A 17,691-nucleotide genomic window follows, 5' to 3' on the forward strand; every position below is an offset into this window, starting at 1 on the left:
CCGGCGGCCGCGGGGGCGTGCCGGCTATGCGCGCGGTTCCCCGCGCCCCTGACGGCCCAGGGCGTTCAGATGCGCGCGGCGGGACTCTCCCGTCTGGCCCTGGACCAGGAGGAACAGGCCCTCTCGCGCGAGGCGTTGGGCCCGCTGCGTCAGGAGCATCGCGCGGCCCCCTCCCGTCACCACGGCCGCCGTGGTCGCCGTCTGCATCAGTGCGTAGGCCTGGGAACGCAGGGCCAGCCGGTCTTCGAGGTGCTCGTGGGGCTTCGCCTCGTCGGCCAGGGTGTAGGCCTCCGCGCGCACCCGGGCGAGGCGGCGGCCCAGCCGGCCGGCCGTCTCCTCGTCCGCCAACCGGAGTGCCGCCTCCGCGATGCCGAAGACCGCGGGGTTGGCGTTCACCGTCTTCAGACGGTCGCTCGCCGCCCAGTCCCGGTACGGCGTGCGCAGCGCCACCGCCTCGTCGGGCAGCCACAGGCCGTCCAGGTCGAGGGAGACCGTGCGGGCCGCGGTGAGGGCGGCCAGGCGCATCGGCGCGGAGGCGCGCAGGCCTGGCTGGTCGCGGGCCTCGGCGAAGGCGAAGAGGGCCTCGTCGGCGTCGGTGACGCCCGCGAGGAGCACGACGTCGTTCAGGCCCCAGCCCGTGTACCAGGGGACTTTCCCGTCGAAGCGCCAGCCGCCCCGCTCACGGCCGGCCCGGACGGGGATGCGGGGGTGCGCCCGCAGATGGGCGTACGCGACCCCGGACAGCAGCTCGCCGGTGGCCAGCCGGCCCAGGAGGCGCTCGCGCACCGGGCCCTCGCTCCTGGCCAGGGTCAGCACCGGGGTGTGGTGCTGGGTCTGCACGAACCAGGTCGAGCAGCAGGCCCCGGCCAGGATCTCCGCCGTCTCCCGCACCACCGCGCCGGGCGCCTCGGCGCCGCCGTACTCCTTCGGCGCGTTGAGCCCGAGCAGACCCGAGCGTCTGATCTCCGTGAGGTGGCCCACCGGTACCTCGCCCTGGTCGACCTGTTCGGCGTGCGGGACGAGGAGGTCGTCGGCGAGACGGCGGGCGCGGGTGACGAGGGGGTGCGGTGCGGTCATGGACGGGATTCTTTCCCGTGTCGGGGTTCCGGGTGTCGATCCGGGGGAGTGCCGTTCGTGTAGGAGGTGAGAGAACGGCACACGACGCCAAGGAGGACGTCATGCAGCACTACCTGCTCAGCGTGGTCCAGCCGGTCGGCGGGACGCCGCCCGGGCCAGAGGAGATGGCCCGGATCATGCGCCGGGTGGAGGCCTACAACGACGAGCTGCGCGCCGCCGGGGCCTGGGTCTTCGCCGGTGGTCTGCACGGACCCGAGACAGCGACCGTGCTCCGGCCGAAGGACGGTGACGTGCTCGTCACCGACGGGCCCTACGCCGAGGGCAAGGAGTACCTCGGCGGTCTGTGCCTGATCCGCGCCGCCGACCTGGACGAGGCACTGGAGTGGGGCCGCAAGGCCGCCCTGGCCACCACGCTTCCCATCGAGGTGCGACCGTTCGTGGACCGTCACTGAGGCCGGGCCATGGGTGACCCCGTCGACGTCGAGGCCGTGTTCCGCGCGGAGTACGGCCGGGCCGTCGCGGTCCTGGTCCGCCGCCTCGGTGACATCGACCTCGCCGAGGAGGCGGTCCAGGAGGCCTTCGCCACGGCGCTGCGCAGCTGGCCGGTGACCGGCCGACCGCCCAGCCCGGCGGGATGGATCATCACCACCGCCCGCAACCGGGCCGTCGACCGGCTGCGCCGCGAGGCCGGCCGGGACGCCCGGCACGCCGAGGCGGCCCGGCTGTACGCCCCCGAGCCGCCCGCGGAGGAGGGCCCCGTGCGCGACGACCGGCTCCGGCTGATCTTCACCTGCTGTCACCCCGCGCTCGCCCCGCAGGCGCGGGTCGCCCTCACCCTGCGGCTCCTCGGCGGTCTGACCACCGCGCAGATCGCCCGCGCTTTCCTCGTCTCCGAACCCACGATGGCCCAGCGCCTGGTTCGCGCCAAGGCGAAGATCCGCGACGCCCGCATCCCGTACCGGGTGCCCCGCGACGCCGACCTCCCTGACCGGCTGAACGGGGTGCTCGCCGTCGTCTACCTGATCTTCAACCAGGGGTACGAGGGTGATCCGGGCCTCTGCGCGGAGGCCCTGCGCCTCGGGCGACTGCTCGCCGAGCTGATGCCGGACGAGCCCGAGGTCACCGGACTCCTCGCGCTGATGCTGCTCGTCGAGTCCCGCCGGGACGCCCGCCGGGACGCCCACGGCGCCCTCGTCCCGCTGCCCGGACAGGACCGGGGCCGCTGGGACCGGGCGCTGATCGCCGAGGGGCAGGACCTCGTGCGCCGCTGTCTGCGCCGCGGCCGGCCGGGGCCGTACCAGATCCAGGCCGCCGTCCAGGCCGTCCACAGCGACGCGCCGACCGCCGAGGCCACCGACTGGCGCCAGATCCTGCGGCTCTACGACCAGCTGACGGCCGTGGCCCCGAGCCCGGTGGTGGCGCTGAACCGGGCGGTGGCGGTCGCCGAGGTCGACGGTCCGGGGCCCGCCCTCGCCCTGGTGGACGCGCTCGGACTCGACGGCTACCACGTCTTCCACGCCGTCCGGGCCGACCTGCTGCGCCGTCTCGACCGCCCCGCCGAGGCGGCCCGGGCCTACGCGTCCGCCCTCAGCCTGGCCGAGAACCCGGCCGAGCGGGCCTACCTGGAGAAGCGCCTGCACAGCCTGCACGGAGGGTAGTGGCTGCCCGGGGAAAGTGTTGGGGGTCCGCGCAGGGCTGGCATGTGCACCGAGCTGACCGCTCACCGTCCCAACCCCGGGGTCGCGGGGCCCGAGCAAAAACCCAGCGAGGAGGAGCGGGAGCCGCCGGGCCGGCGTTCGGAGCGCAGGGCGTGGGCATGGTCGCGGTCACCCTGGTGGTGGTGAAGCGGGGCCCGCTGGGGCGGCCTGGTCCGATGGCGGCGAGCGCGCTGGTCCTGGCGGGTGTGGGCGTGCGCGCAATCACGATCGCCGGACGGCGCGCCCTCAGGAAGGCCGTCGGACGCGGCGCTGCCGGACAGGTCCGGCGTCCACCAGCGCGAGGGCGTTGTGGACACCCTGGTCGAGGACGTCGTCGGCGAGCTTGGGATCGGCCAGGGCGCGGGCGAGTTGGAGCGTCCCGACCATCAGGGTGAAGACGCCGAGCGCCTGTGCGCGCGCCGAGGACGGGTCGTCGGGTGCCAGGCGTGCGGCCATGTCGTCGATGACAGTCAGCAGGCCGTCGGTGAACGCCTGTTTGGTCGCGTCCGTGCATCGCCCGATCTCGTCGAGGAGAGCGGCCGTGGGGCAGCCGTTCTCGGGGTCGTCACGGTGCTCGGCGGACAGGTAGGCGCGGACGAACTGTTCGATCCCGGCACGGCCGGGCGCGAGTGCTTCAAGGCTCGCGTTCTGCGCCCCCAGCTGGTCGGCGACGGCGTTCGCGACGAGGTCCTCCTTGGAGGCGAAGTGGGCGTAGAAGGCGCCGTTGGTCAGCCCCGCGTCCGACATCAGGGTGGAGACTCCGGAGCCGTCGATGCCGTCCTTCTTGAACCGGCGGCCGGCGGCCTCGATGATCCGCTGCCGCGTCGCCTGCTTGTGTTCTTTCGCGTAGCGCGCCACGCGCTCCTCCTCGTCCGGCGGAGAGGCCGCTTGCCGCTCTCCGTCTCCCGCCCTAGAGTAATTGCATTACGGTCATAATCCAATCAATGAGGAGTCCCATCATGACCACGAACCGGCCGGTAGCACTCGTGACCGGAGCATCGTCAGGCATCGGCAAGGCGTCCGCCCTCGCGCTCGTCGATGCGGGATTCGAGGTCGTCGGCACGAGCCGCCGAGCCTCCAGGGATGCCCGCCGCGAGGGCGTGACGTTCCTCGACCTCGACGTGGCCAGCGACACCTCGGTCGCCAGCCTGGTCGACCGCGTGATCGAGACGTTCGGGCGGATCGACGTCCTGGTCAACAACGCCGGCATCGGCTCCGCCGGCGCCGGGGAGGAACGCTCCCTTGCCCAGGACCAGCAGCTGTTCGACGTCAATGTCTTCGGCCTGATCCGCATGAGCAAGGCCGTCCTGCCGCACATGCGCGCCCAGGGTGGCGGCCGGATCATCAACGTCTCGTCCGTCCTCGGGTTCGTCCCCGCGCCCTACATGGCCGCCTACGCCGCGTCCAAGCACGCCGTCGAGGGCTACTCCGAGTCCATGGACCACGAGGTCCGCCAGCGCGGCGTCCGCGTCCTGCTCGTCGAGCCCGCCGTGACCAGGACCGCGTTCGAGGCCAACTCCCCGAAACCCGCCACGCCTCTGCCGGTCTACGAGCAGCAGAGGCAGGTCTTCGAGTGTGTGATGGCCGCGGCGACGAAGGACGGTGACGATCCCGCCACCGTCGCCAAGGCGATCGTCGCCGCGGCGACCGACCCGAAGCCGAAGCTGCGCTACCCCGCCGGACCGACCGCCGGACGCGTCAGCACCCTGCGCCGCCTCGTCCCCACTCGTGCCTTCGACCGGCAGATCCGCAAGCTGAACCAGCTGCCCGCCTGACCGGCACCCCCCTCCCCCGCCGCCAGCGGGCGTTGATTCCGTTTCTGCTATTGGCCGCGTCCGGGTTGGTCGGGGAGTCCCTGGCGGACGAGTCGTCCCTAGCGGGAGCGGGTGACGTTGATCGAGGGCTCGTCGGCAGGCAGCATTGAGGAGTTCGTGTAGGTCGCGGATGCGGAAGACCCGCCCGGGGTGCTCGGTGAAGGCGGTCACGATGCGCTGGCAGACCGTGGCGGCCTCCGCGAGGGCCGGTTGTCGTCGGGCGGGGTCAGGGGGGCGGGCCTCGGTCTCGTTGCGTGCGGTGGGGTGATCACGGCGCCCTGGGGAAACCCCGCCGCCGCCCGGACGGCCTGGGTGTCGATGGTTCGTGGTGGTCAACCGCAACAGCGGCAAGGTGCTCGACGTCAGTGGGGGCGGTACGGCCGACGGCGCCGCACTGATCCAGTACCGCGACACCGGTGGCACCAGCCAACGGTGGAGCTTCCACCGCGTCACCGGCTGACAGTGCTGGGTACAGAAGGCGCGGGCGACGGAGACGGCGGCAAAACACGACAGAAGCGGGCACCGAGAGGACAGCAACGGCACCGCGATAGCCCGGAACGGCGCGGTCCGTAGTCCGAAGCGGCCAATTGCGCGCGACTTTCGCCTCCCGCATGCACGAAACGCCCGTCCCGAACGCCGTGGTGGCAGAAGGTGTAACCGTCGCCTTCCGGGGCCACTGAGCCCCGCACACCCAGCGGAAGGACCGAACGGTCCGTGAACGACCAGTTCGCACAGCTCGCCCGGGACGTGGCGCTGTCCCTGCTCGCCCTCCGGGTCTTCGGACCCGGAGCCGTCACGCTCGCGCGCCGGTTCGTCGCCGCCCTCGTGCGGGTGGGCGTCCGGGAGATGGACCACCGGCTCCCGGGAGGCGATCGGTGACCCAGGAAGAGCTGCGCCCCGCCGGGAACCCCCGGGCGCCGGAGAAACTGCCGCTGGACTTCAGCGCCTTCCACCAGCTGCACCGGCCGCGCTACATCCGTGAGGCCGAGCGCTGTCTGCGCTGCCGCGCGGACGCCGAGGAGGCCGTCGACGAGGCGTTCGTCCAACTCGCCCGCGAGTGGCCGCAGATACTGCGCGCCGAGAACCCCGCCGCGTACGCCTGGCGGGTCATGAAGAACCGCGTCGTCGACCACGCCCGGGCCCGGGGCCGGCGCGCCACGCTCATGGACACCGCTGTCTTCGAGACGGTGACCCTCCAGGGCGCCGAGGACGCCTTCGAGGTCATCGAGCAGAACCTGCGGCTGTTCCACGCGATCTCCGCCCTCCCCGAGCGCCAGCAGGACGTCATCCGGCTGCGCTACTGCGAGGGCTACGAGACCGCCGAGGTGGCGCACGAACTCGGCATCACCGAGGCAGGGGTGCGCTCCATAGAGCGGTACGCCCGGCACCGACTGCGGGAGATCTACACATCGTGCGCCGAGGAGGAGGCGGAGCGTTCATGACCTACGACACCGTGAGCGACATCGACACGCTGCTGGCCGGGGCGCGCCTGGTGCCCACGGCCCCCTACTGCCGCTGCGACATCGAGGCCGCCGAGGCCCGGATCGCCGCCCGGGTCGCGGTCCCGGCCGCCGACGGCACCGGGGCGCGCGCCCGCCCCCAGCAGGCCGCCGCCCGCCGCTCCCCGAGGGTCCATCCCTCGGCCCGGGACCTGCGGGCCCTGTGTGAGGCGCTGCTGAGCCGTCCCGGCGCCCTCAGCGGCCTCGGCGCCTTCCACGGCAGCGCGCTGCCCGAACCCCGCGGCGCGCGTGTCCTGGGCGCCCTCCTCCATCTCGCCGGCTGCGAGGACAGCGGCCGCTTCTGGTGGCAGTACGGCGCCGGCGCCGGCGACACGATCTCCTCGTACTGCCTCTACCTCCACCACCGCGCGCACGGTGAGGACGAGGAGGCGGACTGGTGGCTCAGCCACACGGAGATCACCCCCGCCACCCTGAGCCGGGAGGCCACCGAGGTGGAGATCGCCACGGCCCTGCACGTGCTCCGAGGGCTGCGCCGCGGCCGCCGGGGACTGACCAAGGCGCTGCGCGCCCTGGTGGAGTACGTCCCGGCCGTCGTCGGCTTCGTCGACGAGGACCTGGAGCTGCCCCTCCCGGACGGTGATCTCGCCGACATCGTGGAGGAGGCCGTCGCCCACGGCGGTACCCCGCCCGCCGGGGAGCGCCGGTGCGCCCGCTCCCGCCCGCTCCCCGAACGCCGTGGGCCGGCCGTGCACACCGTCTCCTCGGCCACCCCCAGGACCGCCCGGCACTGGAGCCGCGACGTCCAGGAGGCACTGCGCAAGTGCGAGGAGACCGTGGCTTGTTGATGGTTCGTCAGGAAGAGGGAGGCGGCGTCCGTGGCGCGTGCGGGAGTGTGCCGGCGATCAGCGCGGCGATCGTCGCGGACGGTCGCGGGCGCCTGGGCCGCTCGGTGCCCTGACCGTCGGCCCCGCCTGGCTTCGGAGCGACGGGGTCAAGCATCGGAGCGCCGCCTTCCCTCCAGGCGGTCACTGCCGGCCGTCGGCCGTGCCGGGCTTCGGCTCGACGCGGCCGAGCGCTGGAGCGCCGTCTCCCCCCGGCATCCCGGGCGGGACCCGCGAGCGACTGGCGTCCACGAGGTTTTACGTATAACCTCTCCCGTCAATCGCCTCTGCCGCGCCTCCCGAAAGGCCCCGATGTCCCGCATCGCCCTGGTCACCCTCGTCGTCGACGACTACGACGAGGCGATCCGCTTCTACACCGACGCGCTCGGCTTCCGGCTCGTCGAGGACGAGCCCCGGTCCGACGGTGCCCGCTGGGTCGTCGTCCGGCCGGGTGAGGGCCAGGACGGCACCGGGCTGCTGCTCGCCCGGGCCAAGGGCGACGCCCAGCGCGACCGGATCGGCGACCAGACCGGCGGTCGCGTCGGCTTCTTCCTGCACACCGACGACTTCGCCCGCGACCACGCCCGGATGCGGGCGGCCGGCGTCACCTTCCTGGAGGAGCCCCGCCACGAGCCGTACGGCTCCGTCGTCGTCTTCCAGGACCTGTACGGCAACCGCTGGGACCTGCTCCAGCCCGCCGGCTGATCCGCTTCCCGTCCCCCGAACCGCCCCGCCCGAGGAAAGACCCGCCATGACTGCTACGCGCGTAGAAGCCGATGTGATCCGCCGCCTCCCCAAGGCCGTCCTGCACGACCACCTCGACGGCGGTCTGCGCCCCGCCACGGTCGTCGAGCTCGCGGCCGCGATCGGCCACACCCTGCCCACCACCGACGCCGACGAACTGGCCGCCTGGTACTTCGAGGCCGCCAACTCCGGCGACCTGGTCCGCTACATAGCCACCTTCGAGCACACCCTCGCCGTGATGCAGTCCCGCGAGGGCCTGCTGCGCGTCGCCGAGGAGTACGTCCTCGACCTCGCCGCCGACGGCGTCGTCTACGCCGAGGTGCGCTACGCGCCCGAACTGAACGTCAAGGGCGGGCTGACCCTGAACGAGGTCGTCGAGACCGTGCAGGAGGGGCTCGCGGCCGGCATGGCGAAGGCCGCCGCGGCCGGGACCCCGGTCCGCGTCGGCACCCTGCTCTGCGGCATGCGGATGTTCGACCACGTCCGCGAGGCCGCGGACCTGGCCGTCGCCTACCGTGACGCCGGCGTCGTCGGCTTCGACATCGCCGGTGCCGAGGACGGCTTCCCGGCCGCCGACCACCTCGACGCCTTCGAGCACCTCCGCCGCGAGAGCGTGCCCTTCACCATCCACGCCGGTGAGGCCCACGGCCTGCCCAGCATCCACCAGGCGCTCCAGGTGTGCGGCGCGCAGCGCCTCGGGCACGGCGTGCGCATCACCGAGGACATCGTCGACGGCAAGCTCGGCCGGCTGGCCGGATGGGTCCGTGACCGGCGCATCGCGCTGGAGATGTGCCCCACCTCCAATCTCCAGACCGGCGCCGCCACCTCCATCGCCGAGCACCCGATCACCGCGCTGAAGGACCTCGGCTTCCGGGTCACCGTCAACACCGACAACCGTCTGGTGTCCGGCACCACCATGACCCGCGAGATGACGCTGCTCGTCGAGCAGGCCGGCTGGGGCGTCGAGGACCTGCGCACGGTCACGGTGAACGCCCTGAAGAGCGCGTTCATCCCGTTCGACGAGCGCAACGCCCTCATCGAGGACGTCGTGCTGCCGGGCTACGCCGCCGCGCTCTGAAGCAGCCCGCGCGCATAGGCTGCCTGTCCGACGTGCTGAAGGTCGTCGGACAGGACGCTGACCAGCCGTACGCCCAGCGTGACCGGCGGATCCCAGCGCACGTCCACGACCCGCTCGAGGTCCGCCGCCGTCAGCGCGCGCAGCGCCCTGTGGGTCTGCTCGTGCACGGCGTCGTGGTAGCCGGTCAGCAGCGCGGCGTCGGCGACCCGCACCTTCGCCACCTCCGCCGGACCGTGCCCGTACCCGGTGTCATGGCGCGGCAGGTCCAGCCCGAACCGTTTCTCCCAGTTGTCGGCATGGGCCCACCACACCTGCTCCAGGTCGAAGGCGTCGGCCAGGTGGTCGTCCTGGACCCGGGTGAGATGCCAGACGAGCCAGGCGACCGAGTTGGCCGCGGGGGTGGGCCGGGCGTTGAGCGTGTCGGGGTCCAGGCCCTCGACGGCGGCGTGGACCTCTTCCCGGATGCGGTTGTACCCGTCGATGAGGATGTCCTTCGCATGCATGACTCCACCATCGCGCAGCCCGCGCCCGCCCGCCGCTTCTTTGGCCGCCCCGGGAGAGGCCCCCGGCCGGTGGCCGCCGTTCGGATCACCCCGGGCGGCCCTTGAGGTGATTGCCGCACGCCGCGCGGGCCGGGCCCGCGCGGCCGGGGTACGGCACCCAGGACGTCCGGCAGCAGCCGGACCCCGACCCCAGGTGAGGAGCCCGGCGATGTACGCAGCGGTACGACGGTACGAAGGGGTGACCGATTCGGCGGAGGCGGGACGGCTCGTGCACGAGGGGTTCGTCCCGCTCATGCGCGAGGTCTCCGGCTTCGTGGCGTATTACTGGCTCGACGCCGGGGACGGGGTGATGGTCTCGACCAGCGTCTTCCAGGACCGGGCGGGCGCCGAGGAGTCGATCGCGCGGGCCGCGGAGTTCGTCCGGGAGCACCTCGCGGCCCTCCTGCCCAACCCTCCGCAGGTCATGGCCGGCGAAGTGGTCGCCTTCGCCTGACGGGATCAGGCCTCCCCGGCCTCCAGCAGCGCCATCAGGGCCCGTGCGGCCGGGCTCGTCGCGGCGGGGGCCGGCAGCAGGGCGACCGTCTCGTAGGCCGCCTCGCCGGTGTCCTTCAGGGGCAGCGCGGTGAGCGCCTCGCGCTTGTGCCGGAAGTGCCGCGGCACGACGGCCACCCCGAGGTTCTCGCCCACCAGGTCCAGCAGACTGTGCACGTCGTTGACCTCGAGCGCGACCGTCCGGCGTACGCCCGCCGCCGCGAAGGCGCCGTCGGTGGCCCGGCGCGGCCCCCAGTCCGGGTGGAAGTCGACGAACACCTCGCCCGCGAGGTCCTCCGGCACCGGGGCGGCCGCCGCCCGGGAGAGCCGGTGGTCCGGATGGCACAGCACGTACATCGGCTCGGTGGCCAGCGGTACGCAGCGCAGCTGGTCGGAGTCCACCTGGGTGCGGTAGGCGAAGGCCAGGTCGAGCCGGCCCGCCGCCACCTCCTCGCCCAGGGCGCCCGAGCCGCTCTGCCGCAGCCGGATCTCCACGTCCGGGTGCCGCCGCCGGAACGCGGCCAGCAGCCCGGCCACGTGCACTCCCGCGATGCACTGCTCCGTGCCCACGGAGAGCGTCCCGCGGACCACGCCCTGCACCGCGGCGACCGCCTCGTGCGCGGCCCGCACCTGCGCCAGGATCCGCTCCGCCTCCGCCAGCAGCGCCCGCCCCGCCTCGGTCAGCGTCACCCGCCGGGTGGTCCGCACGAACAGCGGCGCCCGCAGCTCCCGCTCCAGCGCCCTGATCGACGCCGACAGACCCGACTGGGACACCAGCAGGCGCTCGGCGGCCCGGGTGAAGTGCTGGTCCTCGGCGACCGCGACGAAGTGCTGGAGATGGCGCAGTTCCATGATTGAGAAGCGTAGTCGCACAATTCCATCGGATTCTTCTGTTGGACCGCTGCACGGCACTCGGGAACAGTGGAGGCGGAAGATCGTGGGCCGACCCCGGATGGAGTCCCGTTGTACACCGCACACCCCGACCGCTACGCGGACATGCCCTACCGGCGCACCGGACGCAGCGGCCTGATGCTCCCCGCGCTGTCGCTCGGACTGTGGCACAACTTCGGCCCGGACCGCCCGGCCGAGACCCAGCGGGCCATCCTGCGCCGCGCGTTCGACCTCGGCATCACCCACTTCGACCTGGCCAACAACTACGGCCCGCCGCCCGGCGCCGCCGAGTCCGCGCTCGGTCACTTCCTGAAGACGGACTTCGCGTCCTACCGGGACGAGCTGGTGATCTCCACCAAGGCCGGCTACCTGATGTGGCCCGGCCCGTACGGCGAGTGGGGTTCGCGCAAGTACCTGCTGTCGTCGCTGGACCAGAGCCTGAAGCGGATGGGTCTCGACTACGTCGACGTCTTCTACTCGCACCGCCCCGACCCGGAGACTCCCCTGGAGGAGACGATGGGCGCCCTGCACTCCGCCGTCCAGCAGGGCAAGGCGCTCTACGTCGGCGTCTCCAACTACTCCGCGGAGCAGACCCGCGAGGCCGCCCGCATCCTCGGCGAGCTGGGCACCCCGCTCCTCATCCACCAGCCCCGCTACTCGATGCTCGACCGCCGCCCGGAGAGCGAGGGCCTGCTCGACGCCCTCGACGAACTCCAGGTCGGCTCGATCGTCTTCTCCCCGCTGGAGCAGGGCCTGCTCACCTCCCGCTACCTGGACGGCATCCCCGAGGACTCGCGCGCGGCGAGCGACAGCCCGTTCCTGAACTCCGACGCGCTCACCGAGGACCTGGTCGGCAGGCTGCGTGCCCTGGACGACATCGCCACGTCCCGCGGGCAGTCCCTGGCCCAGCTCGCGCTGGCCTGGGTGCTGCGCGGCGGCCGGGTCACCTCCGCGCTGGTCGGCGCGAGCAGCGCCCGCCAGATCGAGGACAGTGTCGGCGCACTGGCCCACCTGGACTTCGGGGACGACGAGCTCGCCCGCATCGACGCGGTGATCAACGGCTGAGGTGTTCGGCCACGGCACTATCCGGCCACCGCAGCCGCATCCGCCGTGTCATCGGACGGTTACCAGGCGAAACGGTGCGCAGGTGGGCGGAGGGGCCGGGTCCGCTGCCCGATTTCGGCCATGAGTGGCGATGAATATGCCAAGAGACTGGCCGGAAAGTCATGGTGACAGTGATTTAGAAGTGAACATACTCGAAGGTCAGGGGCACTCCGCCCCACAGGAGCCGCACGGAAAGCGAGGCAGGGCCGGCACACGAGCACTCGGGGGAGTGGAGACATGCACGACGAATTCCTGTGCCATGTCACGGCGTACGGATACTGCGACGGCCGCCGCATCGGCGTACCGCTCGGGACGTACCGCGCGCCGACGCTGGCGCTCGCGCTGTGGTGGTTACGGGACCGCGCGTTGTGGATGGCCGAACGCCTCGATCCGCAACCCGACGGCCCGAACGTCCCGCCGGGCGCCCTGGTCCCCGTCGGCGACGGCGTCCCCGACGTACCCGCCCTGCTGCGCTCCTGGTGTGCGGACATCGACCAGCAGGAGCTGGTGGGCGACGAGTTGGCCGGGGGGCGGCTGGTGCGGGTCGCCGTCAGCGACGACACCACCGAGTACGAACTCCTCGCCGAGTCCGTGGACGCGCTGCGGATGCAGCGGACGCTCCCCGCGCTCGTCCTGCCCGTCGGCTGAACTCCATTCCGAGGGTGCACACCACTGGGCGTCCCCAGGTGCGAATCGATAGAATTCCGGCATGGTGGAGCGCCCCGTCGCCCCGACTGCGCCCGAACTCGTGCTGGAGACCGAGACGGGCTCCACGGTGATGATCCCCGGACGTGCCTACTACCTCGGCCGGGACCCGCTCAGCGACATCGTGATCGACGACGCCCGGGTCTCCTGGCACCACGCCGTGCTGCGGCCCGACGGCGACCACTGGACCCTCACCGACGAGGACAGCACCAACGGCACCTGGATCGAGGGCCGCCGGGTCCGGGTGCACGACGTGGGCCCCGGCAGTGTCATCCGCTTCGGCAGCCCGGCCGACGGACCCTGCGCCGTCCTCGCCGGCCGCCCGCCACCGGTCCCGGAACGGCCCGCGGCGGTGTCCATGCCCTCCCAGACGGGCACCTTCCGCCGGCCCACCTCCGTCCGGCCGCTGCCCACCCGGACCGTCCGCATCGGCCGCGCGGCCGACAACGACCTCGTCATCGACGACCTGGTCGTCTCCCGCCGCCACGCCGAACTGCGCGCCCTGCCCGAGGGCGGCTACGAGATCGCCGACCTCGACAGCCACAACGGCACCTACCTCAACGGTTTCCCCGTCACCCGCGCCCCGATCGGCGCCGGGGACATCGTCGGCATCGGCCACTCGGCCTTCTGCCTGGTCGGCGACGAACTCCAGGAGTACGTCGACACCGGCGAGGTCTCCCTCGACGTCCAGGACCTCACCGTCGCCGTCGACCGCGGCCGCAAGAACCTCCTCGACCACGTGTCGTTCCCGGTCGGGGAGAAGTGCCTGCTCGCCGTCGTCGGCCCCAGCGGCGCCGGGAAGTCCACCCTGCTCAACGCCCTCACCGGCCAGCGCCCCGCCGACCACGGAACCGTCGTCTACGACGGCCGCGACCTCTACCACGACTACGCCGAACTCCGCCAGCGCATCGGCCTCGTCCCCCAGGACGACATCCTGCACGCCCAGCTCACCGTCCGCGCCGCCCTCACCTACGCCGCCGAACTGCGCTTCCCGCAGGACACCGCCAAGGCCGAGCGCCGCGAGCGGGTCACCGAGGTCATCGGCGAACTCGGCCTCGAACAGCGGGCCGGACAACCGGTGCACAGCCTCTCCGGCGGCCAGCGCAAACGCGTCAGCGTCGCCCTGGAACTGCTCACCAAACCCTCGCTGCTCTTCCTCGACGAACCGACCTCCGGCCTCGACCCCGGCATGGACCGCTCGGTGATGCACATGCTGCGCGGCCTCGCCGACGACGGCCGCACCGTCATCGTCGTCACCCACAGCGTCCTGAGCCTCGACGTCTGCGACCGGCTCCTGGTCCTCGCCCCCGGCGGCCGGATCGCCTACTACGGGCCGCCCGGCGAGGCCCTGGACTTCTTCGGTTTCACCCAGTGGCCCGAGGCCTTCGAGGCCTTCGAACGCGACCGGGACCGCGACTGGGCCGGACAGTACCGCGACTCGGCGTTCCACCAACGCTACGTCGTCAACTCCAGCGCCCAGCCCCGGCTGCCCCGCGAGGGCCCCGTCATCCTGCTGCCACCGCCCCGGCCCCGCAGCCGCGCCGCCCAACTCGGCACCCTGGTCCGCCGCTACACCGCGGCGCTGGGCGCCGACCGCACCTTCCTGGCCATCATGATCGCCCTGCCGTTCGTGATGGGCGCCATGGCCCGCGCCCTCGCCGGCGGTGAACTCACCCGGGACACCGCCATGAACGCCCTGCTGATCCTGTGCGTCGGCGGGGTCCTCACCGGCGCGGCCAACGCCGTGCGCGAACTCGTCAAGGAACGCGTCATCTACCGGCGGGAGCGGGCCGTCGGCCTGTCCAGATCGGCGTACCTGATGTCCAAGGTCGTCGTCCTCGGCACGGTCACCGTGGTCCAGGCGGTCGTCCTCACCCTCGTGGCCCTGCTCGGCGTCGATCTCGACGCGCCCGGCGGCGACGGCGTGTTGCTGCCACCCCTGGTCGAGATCACCGTCGCCGTCGCCCTGTTGGCGTTCACCGCGATGATGCTCGGCCTGCTGGTCTCCGCGCTGGTGCGCAAGGAGGAGGTGACCATGCCGCTGCTCGTGCTGCTCGCCATCGTCCAAGTGGTCTTCTGCGGCGCCCTGCTGAAACTCGACGGGGTGCCGGGGCTGGCACAGCTGTCCTGGCTCGTGCCCTCGCGCTGGGCGCTCGGCGCGATGGCCGGCACCATCGGCCTGTCCAGGATCGTGCCCGGCGACATCACCGCGGACCCGCTGTTCGAGCACCGGGCGGCGGTGTGGCTGCTCGACGTCGGCATGCTCGTCGTGCTCTCGGCCGTCTTCGGGTTCGTCGTCTCCCGGCTGCTGCGCCGCCACGAACCCGCCGTGATGCGGAAGTAGGGCGGCCATGACGACCACCGCCTTCGGGCCCACACACGTCGTCCCTCCGCCGGGCCTGCCCGCCTGGGAGGCCCCCGACCCCGCCCGGCCCACCGTGCCGCTGGACCCGCTGCTGCCCGTCCGGCTCCTGGAGCGGCGCGGCGACTGGGGGCACGTGCTGTGCGCCAACGGCTGGCAGGCCTGGGTCGACGGCCGCCACCTCGTCGCCGTACCGCAGGACCCGCCCGTCGCCGACGCCCCGTCCACCTCGGTCGCCGATCCGCGGCCCCTGCTCGCCCGCGCCGAGGAGGCCCTCGCGCGCTACCGGGCCGCCGTCGAGGAACTGGCCGACGGCGCCCTGGACGGCGAGTCCTTCCGGCGGCGGACCCGGGACCTGCGGATCGGGGTGGTCGTCGACGGCGAGTCCGTGTGGCTGTACGACTCCGCCGAGGGGCGCTGGGCCTACGCCGACGGCACCCGGCTGAGCACCTACGCCACCGACCACCCGCCCGACGCGGCCCCCGCCCCCGGAGGTCCCTGATGGGGACGAGCGCGTTCTCCGGGCGCCCCTCCGACCTCGTCGGCCGGCAGATCGCGGGCTACCGCATCGAGGACGAGATCGGCCGGGGCGGCATGGCCGTCGTCTACCGCGCCCGCGACCTGCGCCTGGAACGCACCGTCGCCCTCAAGCTGCTCGCCCCGGAACTGGCCCGCAACGACACCTTCCGCAAGCGGTTCACCCATGAGTCCCTGGTCGCCGCCGCGATCGACCACCCGCACATCGTGCCGGTCTTCGGGGCCGGGGAGACCGAGGGCGTGCTCTACATCGCCATGCGGTACGTCGAGGGCAGCGACCTTCGCCACCTCCTCGACCGCCAGGGCCCGCTGCCCCTCGCCACGGCCGTACGCATCGCCGCTCAGGTCGCCTCCGCCCTCGACGCGGCCCACGACCACGGCCTGGTCCACCGGGACGTCAAGCCCGGGAACATCCTGGTCGCCCGGGGCACCGACGGCGACCACCCCGAGCACGTCTACCTCACCGACTTCGGGCTGACGAAGAAGTCGCTGTCGCTGACCGGCTTCACGACCGTCGGGCAGTTCGTCGGCACCCTCGACTACGTCGCCCCCGAACAGATCTCCGGCCGTCCGGTCGACGGCCGCTGCGACGTCTACAGCTTCGCCTGTGTGGTCTACGAGACCCTCGCCGGGCATCCCCCCTTCGTCCGCGAGGAGGACATGGCCCTGCTCTGGGCCCACCAGGAGGACGAACCGCCCCCGCTCACCGCGTCCCGGCCCGATCTGTCCCCGCAGGCCGACGCCGTCTTCGCGAAGGCCCTGGCCAAGGCGCCCGAGGCCCGGCACGGCACCTGCCGGGCCTTCGTCGCGGCCCTGCGGGCGGCGGGCCGGGGCGACGGCGCCGCCGTGCACCCGCCGACCGAACCGGCCGGCCTGCTCGCCGTACCCCCCTCACCCCCCGCCTGGGCCCGGCCCGTCCTGCGGGCCCGTCAGCCCTGAGCCGGCGGCGGGCCCGTCGCGCCGCGCCGGTGCACCGGTCGTGCCAGCAGCGCGCCCAGGAACCCGGTGACCAGCCCCCACAGCGCCGCGAGCCCCAGCGCGGACCACACCTCGGGGTGCAGGAACAGGTCCCCGGAGAGCCCGGCGAGATCGTTGATGCCGAGCACGGTCAGCCCGTAGTGCGCCGACACCCGGCCCACCAGACAGATCGCCAGCACCGTGAGCACCAGCGCGACCGCCATGTGCACCGCGTGCCGCCAGGCACGCGTCCGGGCCGGCGAGCGGGCCGCCATCACGAACGCGGCCCCCAGCAGCAGCACCGCGTCCACCACGACCAGCCACCACACCCGGCCGTCGTACTCGGCCATGCTGCGCAGGTTCAGCGCGGCGGTCTGTCTGCCGCGCAGCACCTCGTCCAGCACTTGGGGCATGGGCAGCCCGAACGGCCCCTGCACCCGCCCGTTCCAGGTGGCGCCCAGCCCCAGGGTGAACGCCATCCACACCAGGTTGGGCAGCCCGAGCAGGACCACCGCCAGGGTCTCCCGCGCGTGCCCGCGCGTCACCGCCACCACCAGCGCCACCACCAGACCGATGACGACACACGCGAGCAGCAGCGCGACCATGGCGTACGCCGCCGGCCGCACCGACTCCTGGAACCGGAGCAGCCGGGCCGGCAGCGGCGCCCCGCGCGCGACCAGCAGTGCCAGCAGCAGCACCCCGGCCAGCCACACCAGCCCGACCAGGAGCGTGATCGGCACACGGGTGGTGAAGCCGACCTCCGGGTGGACGCCGAACAGATCGCCCAGGTCGTTCAGCGTGTCGCTGCCCAGGTCGAGCGCGAAGGTCTGGCGCGCGGCGAGCGCCAGTGCCAGCAGCCCGAGCAGCCACAGCACGGCGATCCGGGCCGCCCAGCCGGCCAGCTCCCGGGCCCCGGCGACCGCCCGGTGCCGCAACGGCCGCAGGAATCCCGCGGCGGTGACCAGGGCGCCCACCAGGGTCACGGACAGCGGAACCACCGTCAGCCCGGCCCGGGTGCCGGCCAGCCCTCCGGCGTCCCCGGACAGCTCCACGGTGCCTCCGACGGCCGTGACCACGGTCGCCGCGACCACCCGGGGGAACGCGTCCTGCGGCAGATCCGTGGCCCCCGCCGCCCACAGGCCGAGCGCCGCGACCACCACCATCGAGGCGAGTCCCGTCAGCGCCACACCGAGCGCCGTGGGCCATCCGTGGCGGCCGGTCACCCGGCCGGTGCCGGGCCGGCCGGCGGCCTGGTCGGTGCGGGTGCGTGGGCTCACGCCGCCACGCTAAGCAGGGCCGGGAGCGCCCGCCCGTCGAGCGGGGCCGTCCGCGTCGGCTTGCGGGCGGCAC

20 protein-coding genes are annotated in these 17,691 nt (G+C 73.1%); 15 read left to right on the forward strand and 5 right to left on the reverse strand.

All coding sequences use genetic code 11. The annotated features are described in order from the left end of the window. Window positions 1-24: 24 nt before the first annotated feature. A complete protein-coding gene (locus AQJ58_RS35855) occupies window positions 25-1,077 on the reverse strand; it encodes an acyl-CoA dehydrogenase family protein (RefSeq protein ID WP_067258032.1) in 1,053 nt (350 codons plus the stop codon). A 101-nt stretch (window positions 1,078-1,178) separates the two neighbouring features. Here AQJ58_RS35855 and AQJ58_RS35860 point away from each other — a divergent pair, with 101 nt between their 5' ends. Together AQJ58_RS35860 and AQJ58_RS35865 are read left to right on the forward strand one after the other, a co-directional pair. Further along, window positions 1,179-1,529, forward strand: coding sequence for a YciI family protein (locus tag AQJ58_RS35860; protein ID WP_067258035.1), 351 nt, complete (start codon window positions 1,179-1,181; stop codon window positions 1,527-1,529). Between the two features lie 9 nt (window positions 1,530-1,538). Continuing rightward, a complete protein-coding gene (locus AQJ58_RS35865) occupies window positions 1,539-2,735 on the forward strand; it encodes an RNA polymerase sigma factor (RefSeq protein ID WP_067258037.1) in 1,197 nt (398 codons plus the stop codon). A gap of 285 nt (window positions 2,736-3,020) precedes the next feature. On the opposite strand, the gene AQJ58_RS35870 is transcribed toward AQJ58_RS35865, so the two are convergent. Next, the gene (locus AQJ58_RS35870) at window positions 3,021-3,632 is read right to left on the reverse strand and encodes a TetR/AcrR family transcriptional regulator (RefSeq protein WP_067258039.1); all 612 of its coding nucleotides are present in this window, start codon (window positions 3,630-3,632) and stop codon (window positions 3,021-3,023) included. Window positions 3,633-3,733: 101 nt separating this feature from the next. On the opposite strand from AQJ58_RS35870, the gene AQJ58_RS35875 reads away from it, so the two are divergent. From AQJ58_RS35875 to AQJ58_RS35895, 7 genes are all read left to right on the forward strand, one after another. Next, on the forward strand, window positions 3,734-4,549 hold the full coding sequence (locus AQJ58_RS35875) for an oxidoreductase (RefSeq protein WP_067258042.1): 816 nt from the start codon (window positions 3,734-3,736) through the stop codon (window positions 4,547-4,549). Between the two features lie 364 nt (window positions 4,550-4,913). After that, window positions 4,914-5,048: an RICIN domain-containing protein gene (locus tag AQJ58_RS41965; protein WP_234360398.1), complete on the forward strand. Its 135-nt coding sequence runs from the start codon at window positions 4,914-4,916 to the stop codon at window positions 5,046-5,048. 254 nt (window positions 5,049-5,302) lie between these two features. Beyond that, window positions 5,303-5,467 carry a hypothetical protein gene (locus AQJ58_RS43595; RefSeq protein ID WP_159056372.1) on the forward strand — a complete coding sequence of 55 codons (165 nt, stop codon included), beginning with the start codon at window positions 5,303-5,305 and terminating at the stop codon, window positions 5,465-5,467. Continuing rightward, on the forward strand, window positions 5,464-6,030 hold the full coding sequence (locus tag AQJ58_RS35880) for an RNA polymerase sigma factor (protein WP_234360399.1): 567 nt from the start codon (window positions 5,464-5,466) through the stop codon (window positions 6,028-6,030). Before AQJ58_RS43595 ends, AQJ58_RS35880 begins: the two co-directional genes overlap by 4 nt. After that, window positions 6,027-6,893 carry a hypothetical protein gene (locus AQJ58_RS35885; RefSeq protein ID WP_067258045.1) on the forward strand — a complete coding sequence of 289 codons (867 nt, stop codon included), beginning with the start codon at window positions 6,027-6,029 and terminating at the stop codon, window positions 6,891-6,893. Before AQJ58_RS35880 ends, AQJ58_RS35885 begins: the two co-directional genes overlap by 4 nt. 348 nt (window positions 6,894-7,241) lie before the next feature. Next, window positions 7,242-7,634, forward strand: coding sequence for a VOC family protein (locus tag AQJ58_RS35890; RefSeq protein WP_067258048.1), 393 nt, complete (start codon window positions 7,242-7,244; stop codon window positions 7,632-7,634). A 46-nt stretch (window positions 7,635-7,680) separates the two neighbouring features. After that, window positions 7,681-8,751, forward strand: coding sequence for an adenosine deaminase (locus AQJ58_RS35895; RefSeq protein WP_067258050.1), 1,071 nt, complete (start codon window positions 7,681-7,683; stop codon window positions 8,749-8,751). Here the strand turns inward: AQJ58_RS35895 and AQJ58_RS35900 are convergent. Next, window positions 8,733-9,254: a mycothiol transferase gene (locus AQJ58_RS35900; RefSeq protein ID WP_067258052.1), complete on the reverse strand. Its 522-nt coding sequence runs from the start codon at window positions 9,252-9,254 to the stop codon at window positions 8,733-8,735. The genes AQJ58_RS35895 and AQJ58_RS35900 overlap by 19 nt on opposite strands. Window positions 9,255-9,462: 208 nt before the next feature. On the opposite strand from AQJ58_RS35900, the gene AQJ58_RS35905 reads away from it, so the two are divergent. Further along, window positions 9,463-9,747 carry a hypothetical protein gene (locus AQJ58_RS35905; RefSeq protein WP_067258056.1) on the forward strand — a complete coding sequence of 95 codons (285 nt, stop codon included), beginning with the start codon at window positions 9,463-9,465 and terminating at the stop codon, window positions 9,745-9,747. A 5-nt stretch (window positions 9,748-9,752) separates the two neighbouring features. On the opposite strand, the gene AQJ58_RS35910 is transcribed toward AQJ58_RS35905, so the two are convergent. Further along, window positions 9,753-10,637 (reverse strand): LysR family transcriptional regulator, encoded by an 885-nt coding sequence (locus tag AQJ58_RS35910; protein WP_067258059.1) that lies wholly within the window; start codon window positions 10,635-10,637, stop codon window positions 9,753-9,755. A 111-nt stretch (window positions 10,638-10,748) separates the two neighbouring features. Between AQJ58_RS35910 and mgrA the strand changes: the two genes are divergently transcribed. The 5 genes from mgrA to AQJ58_RS35935 all read left to right on the forward strand — a co-directional run bounded on the left by mgrA (window position 10,749) and on the right by AQJ58_RS35935 (window position 16,323). Continuing rightward, window positions 10,749-11,741 carry an L-glyceraldehyde 3-phosphate reductase gene (mgrA, locus tag AQJ58_RS35915; protein WP_067258062.1) on the forward strand — a complete coding sequence of 331 codons (993 nt, stop codon included), beginning with the start codon at window positions 10,749-10,751 and terminating at the stop codon, window positions 11,739-11,741. Between the two features lie 276 nt (window positions 11,742-12,017). Then, the gene (locus AQJ58_RS35920; protein WP_067258064.1) at window positions 12,018-12,428 is read left to right on the forward strand and encodes a hypothetical protein; all 411 of its coding nucleotides are present in this window, start codon (window positions 12,018-12,020) and stop codon (window positions 12,426-12,428) included. A gap of 61 nt (window positions 12,429-12,489) precedes the next feature. Further along, the gene (locus AQJ58_RS35925; RefSeq protein WP_067258066.1) at window positions 12,490-14,829 is read left to right on the forward strand and encodes an ABC transporter ATP-binding protein/permease; all 2,340 of its coding nucleotides are present in this window, start codon (window positions 12,490-12,492) and stop codon (window positions 14,827-14,829) included. Between the two features lie 7 nt (window positions 14,830-14,836). Beyond that, entirely contained in the window at window positions 14,837-15,349 is a 513-nt protein-coding gene (locus AQJ58_RS35930; protein ID WP_067258069.1) for a hypothetical protein, read from the forward strand. Beyond that, window positions 15,349-16,323, forward strand: a complete 975-nt coding sequence (locus AQJ58_RS35935) for a serine/threonine-protein kinase (protein WP_067258071.1) — start codon at window positions 15,349-15,351, stop codon at window positions 16,321-16,323. Before AQJ58_RS35930 ends, AQJ58_RS35935 begins: the two co-directional genes overlap by 1 nt. Here the strand turns inward: AQJ58_RS35935 and AQJ58_RS35940 are convergent. Beyond that, window positions 16,314-17,618, reverse strand: a complete 1,305-nt coding sequence (locus tag AQJ58_RS35940; protein WP_067258074.1) for a streptophobe family protein — start codon at window positions 17,616-17,618, stop codon at window positions 16,314-16,316. The genes AQJ58_RS35935 and AQJ58_RS35940 overlap by 10 nt on opposite strands. Between the last annotated feature and the right edge of the window lie 73 nt (window positions 17,619-17,691).

The organism is Streptomyces sp. DSM 15324, from assembly GCF_001514285.1.
Lineage (GTDB): Bacteria > Actinomycetota > Actinomycetes > Streptomycetales > Streptomycetaceae > Streptomyces.

What these genes read in the sequence shown, in the direction of transcription:
- AQJ58_RS35905 (WP_067258056.1), top strand. Translation starts at nt 9,463, where the DNA reads ATGTACGCAGCGGTACGACGGTACGAAGGGGTGACCGATTCGGCGGAG.
- AQJ58_RS35910 (WP_067258059.1), bottom strand. Translation starts at nt 10,637, where the DNA reads ATGGAACTGCGCCATCTCCAGCACTTCGTCGCGGTCGCCGAGGACCAG.
- AQJ58_RS35920 (WP_067258064.1), top strand. Translation starts at nt 12,018, where the DNA reads ATGCACGACGAATTCCTGTGCCATGTCACGGCGTACGGATACTGCGAC.
- AQJ58_RS35930 (WP_067258069.1), top strand. Translation starts at nt 14,837, where the DNA reads ATGACGACCACCGCCTTCGGGCCCACACACGTCGTCCCTCCGCCGGGC.
- AQJ58_RS35935 (WP_067258071.1), top strand. Translation starts at nt 15,349, where the DNA reads ATGGGGACGAGCGCGTTCTCCGGGCGCCCCTCCGACCTCGTCGGCCGG.
- AQJ58_RS35925 (WP_067258066.1), top strand. Translation starts at nt 12,490, where the DNA reads ATGGTGGAGCGCCCCGTCGCCCCGACTGCGCCCGAACTCGTGCTGGAG.
- AQJ58_RS35875 (WP_067258042.1), top strand. Translation starts at nt 3,734, where the DNA reads ATGACCACGAACCGGCCGGTAGCACTCGTGACCGGAGCATCGTCAGGC.
- AQJ58_RS35895 (WP_067258050.1), top strand. Translation starts at nt 7,681, where the DNA reads ATGACTGCTACGCGCGTAGAAGCCGATGTGATCCGCCGCCTCCCCAAG.
- AQJ58_RS35890 (WP_067258048.1), top strand. Translation starts at nt 7,242, where the DNA reads ATGTCCCGCATCGCCCTGGTCACCCTCGTCGTCGACGACTACGACGAG.
- AQJ58_RS35885 (WP_067258045.1), top strand. Translation starts at nt 6,027, where the DNA reads ATGACCTACGACACCGTGAGCGACATCGACACGCTGCTGGCCGGGGCG.
- AQJ58_RS35900 (WP_067258052.1), bottom strand. Translation starts at nt 9,254, where the DNA reads ATGCATGCGAAGGACATCCTCATCGACGGGTACAACCGCATCCGGGAA.
- AQJ58_RS35860 (WP_067258035.1), top strand. Translation starts at nt 1,179, where the DNA reads ATGCAGCACTACCTGCTCAGCGTGGTCCAGCCGGTCGGCGGGACGCCG.
- AQJ58_RS35865 (WP_067258037.1), top strand. Translation starts at nt 1,539, where the DNA reads ATGGGTGACCCCGTCGACGTCGAGGCCGTGTTCCGCGCGGAGTACGGC.
- AQJ58_RS35855 (WP_067258032.1), bottom strand. Translation starts at nt 1,077, where the DNA reads ATGACCGCACCGCACCCCCTCGTCACCCGCGCCCGCCGTCTCGCCGAC.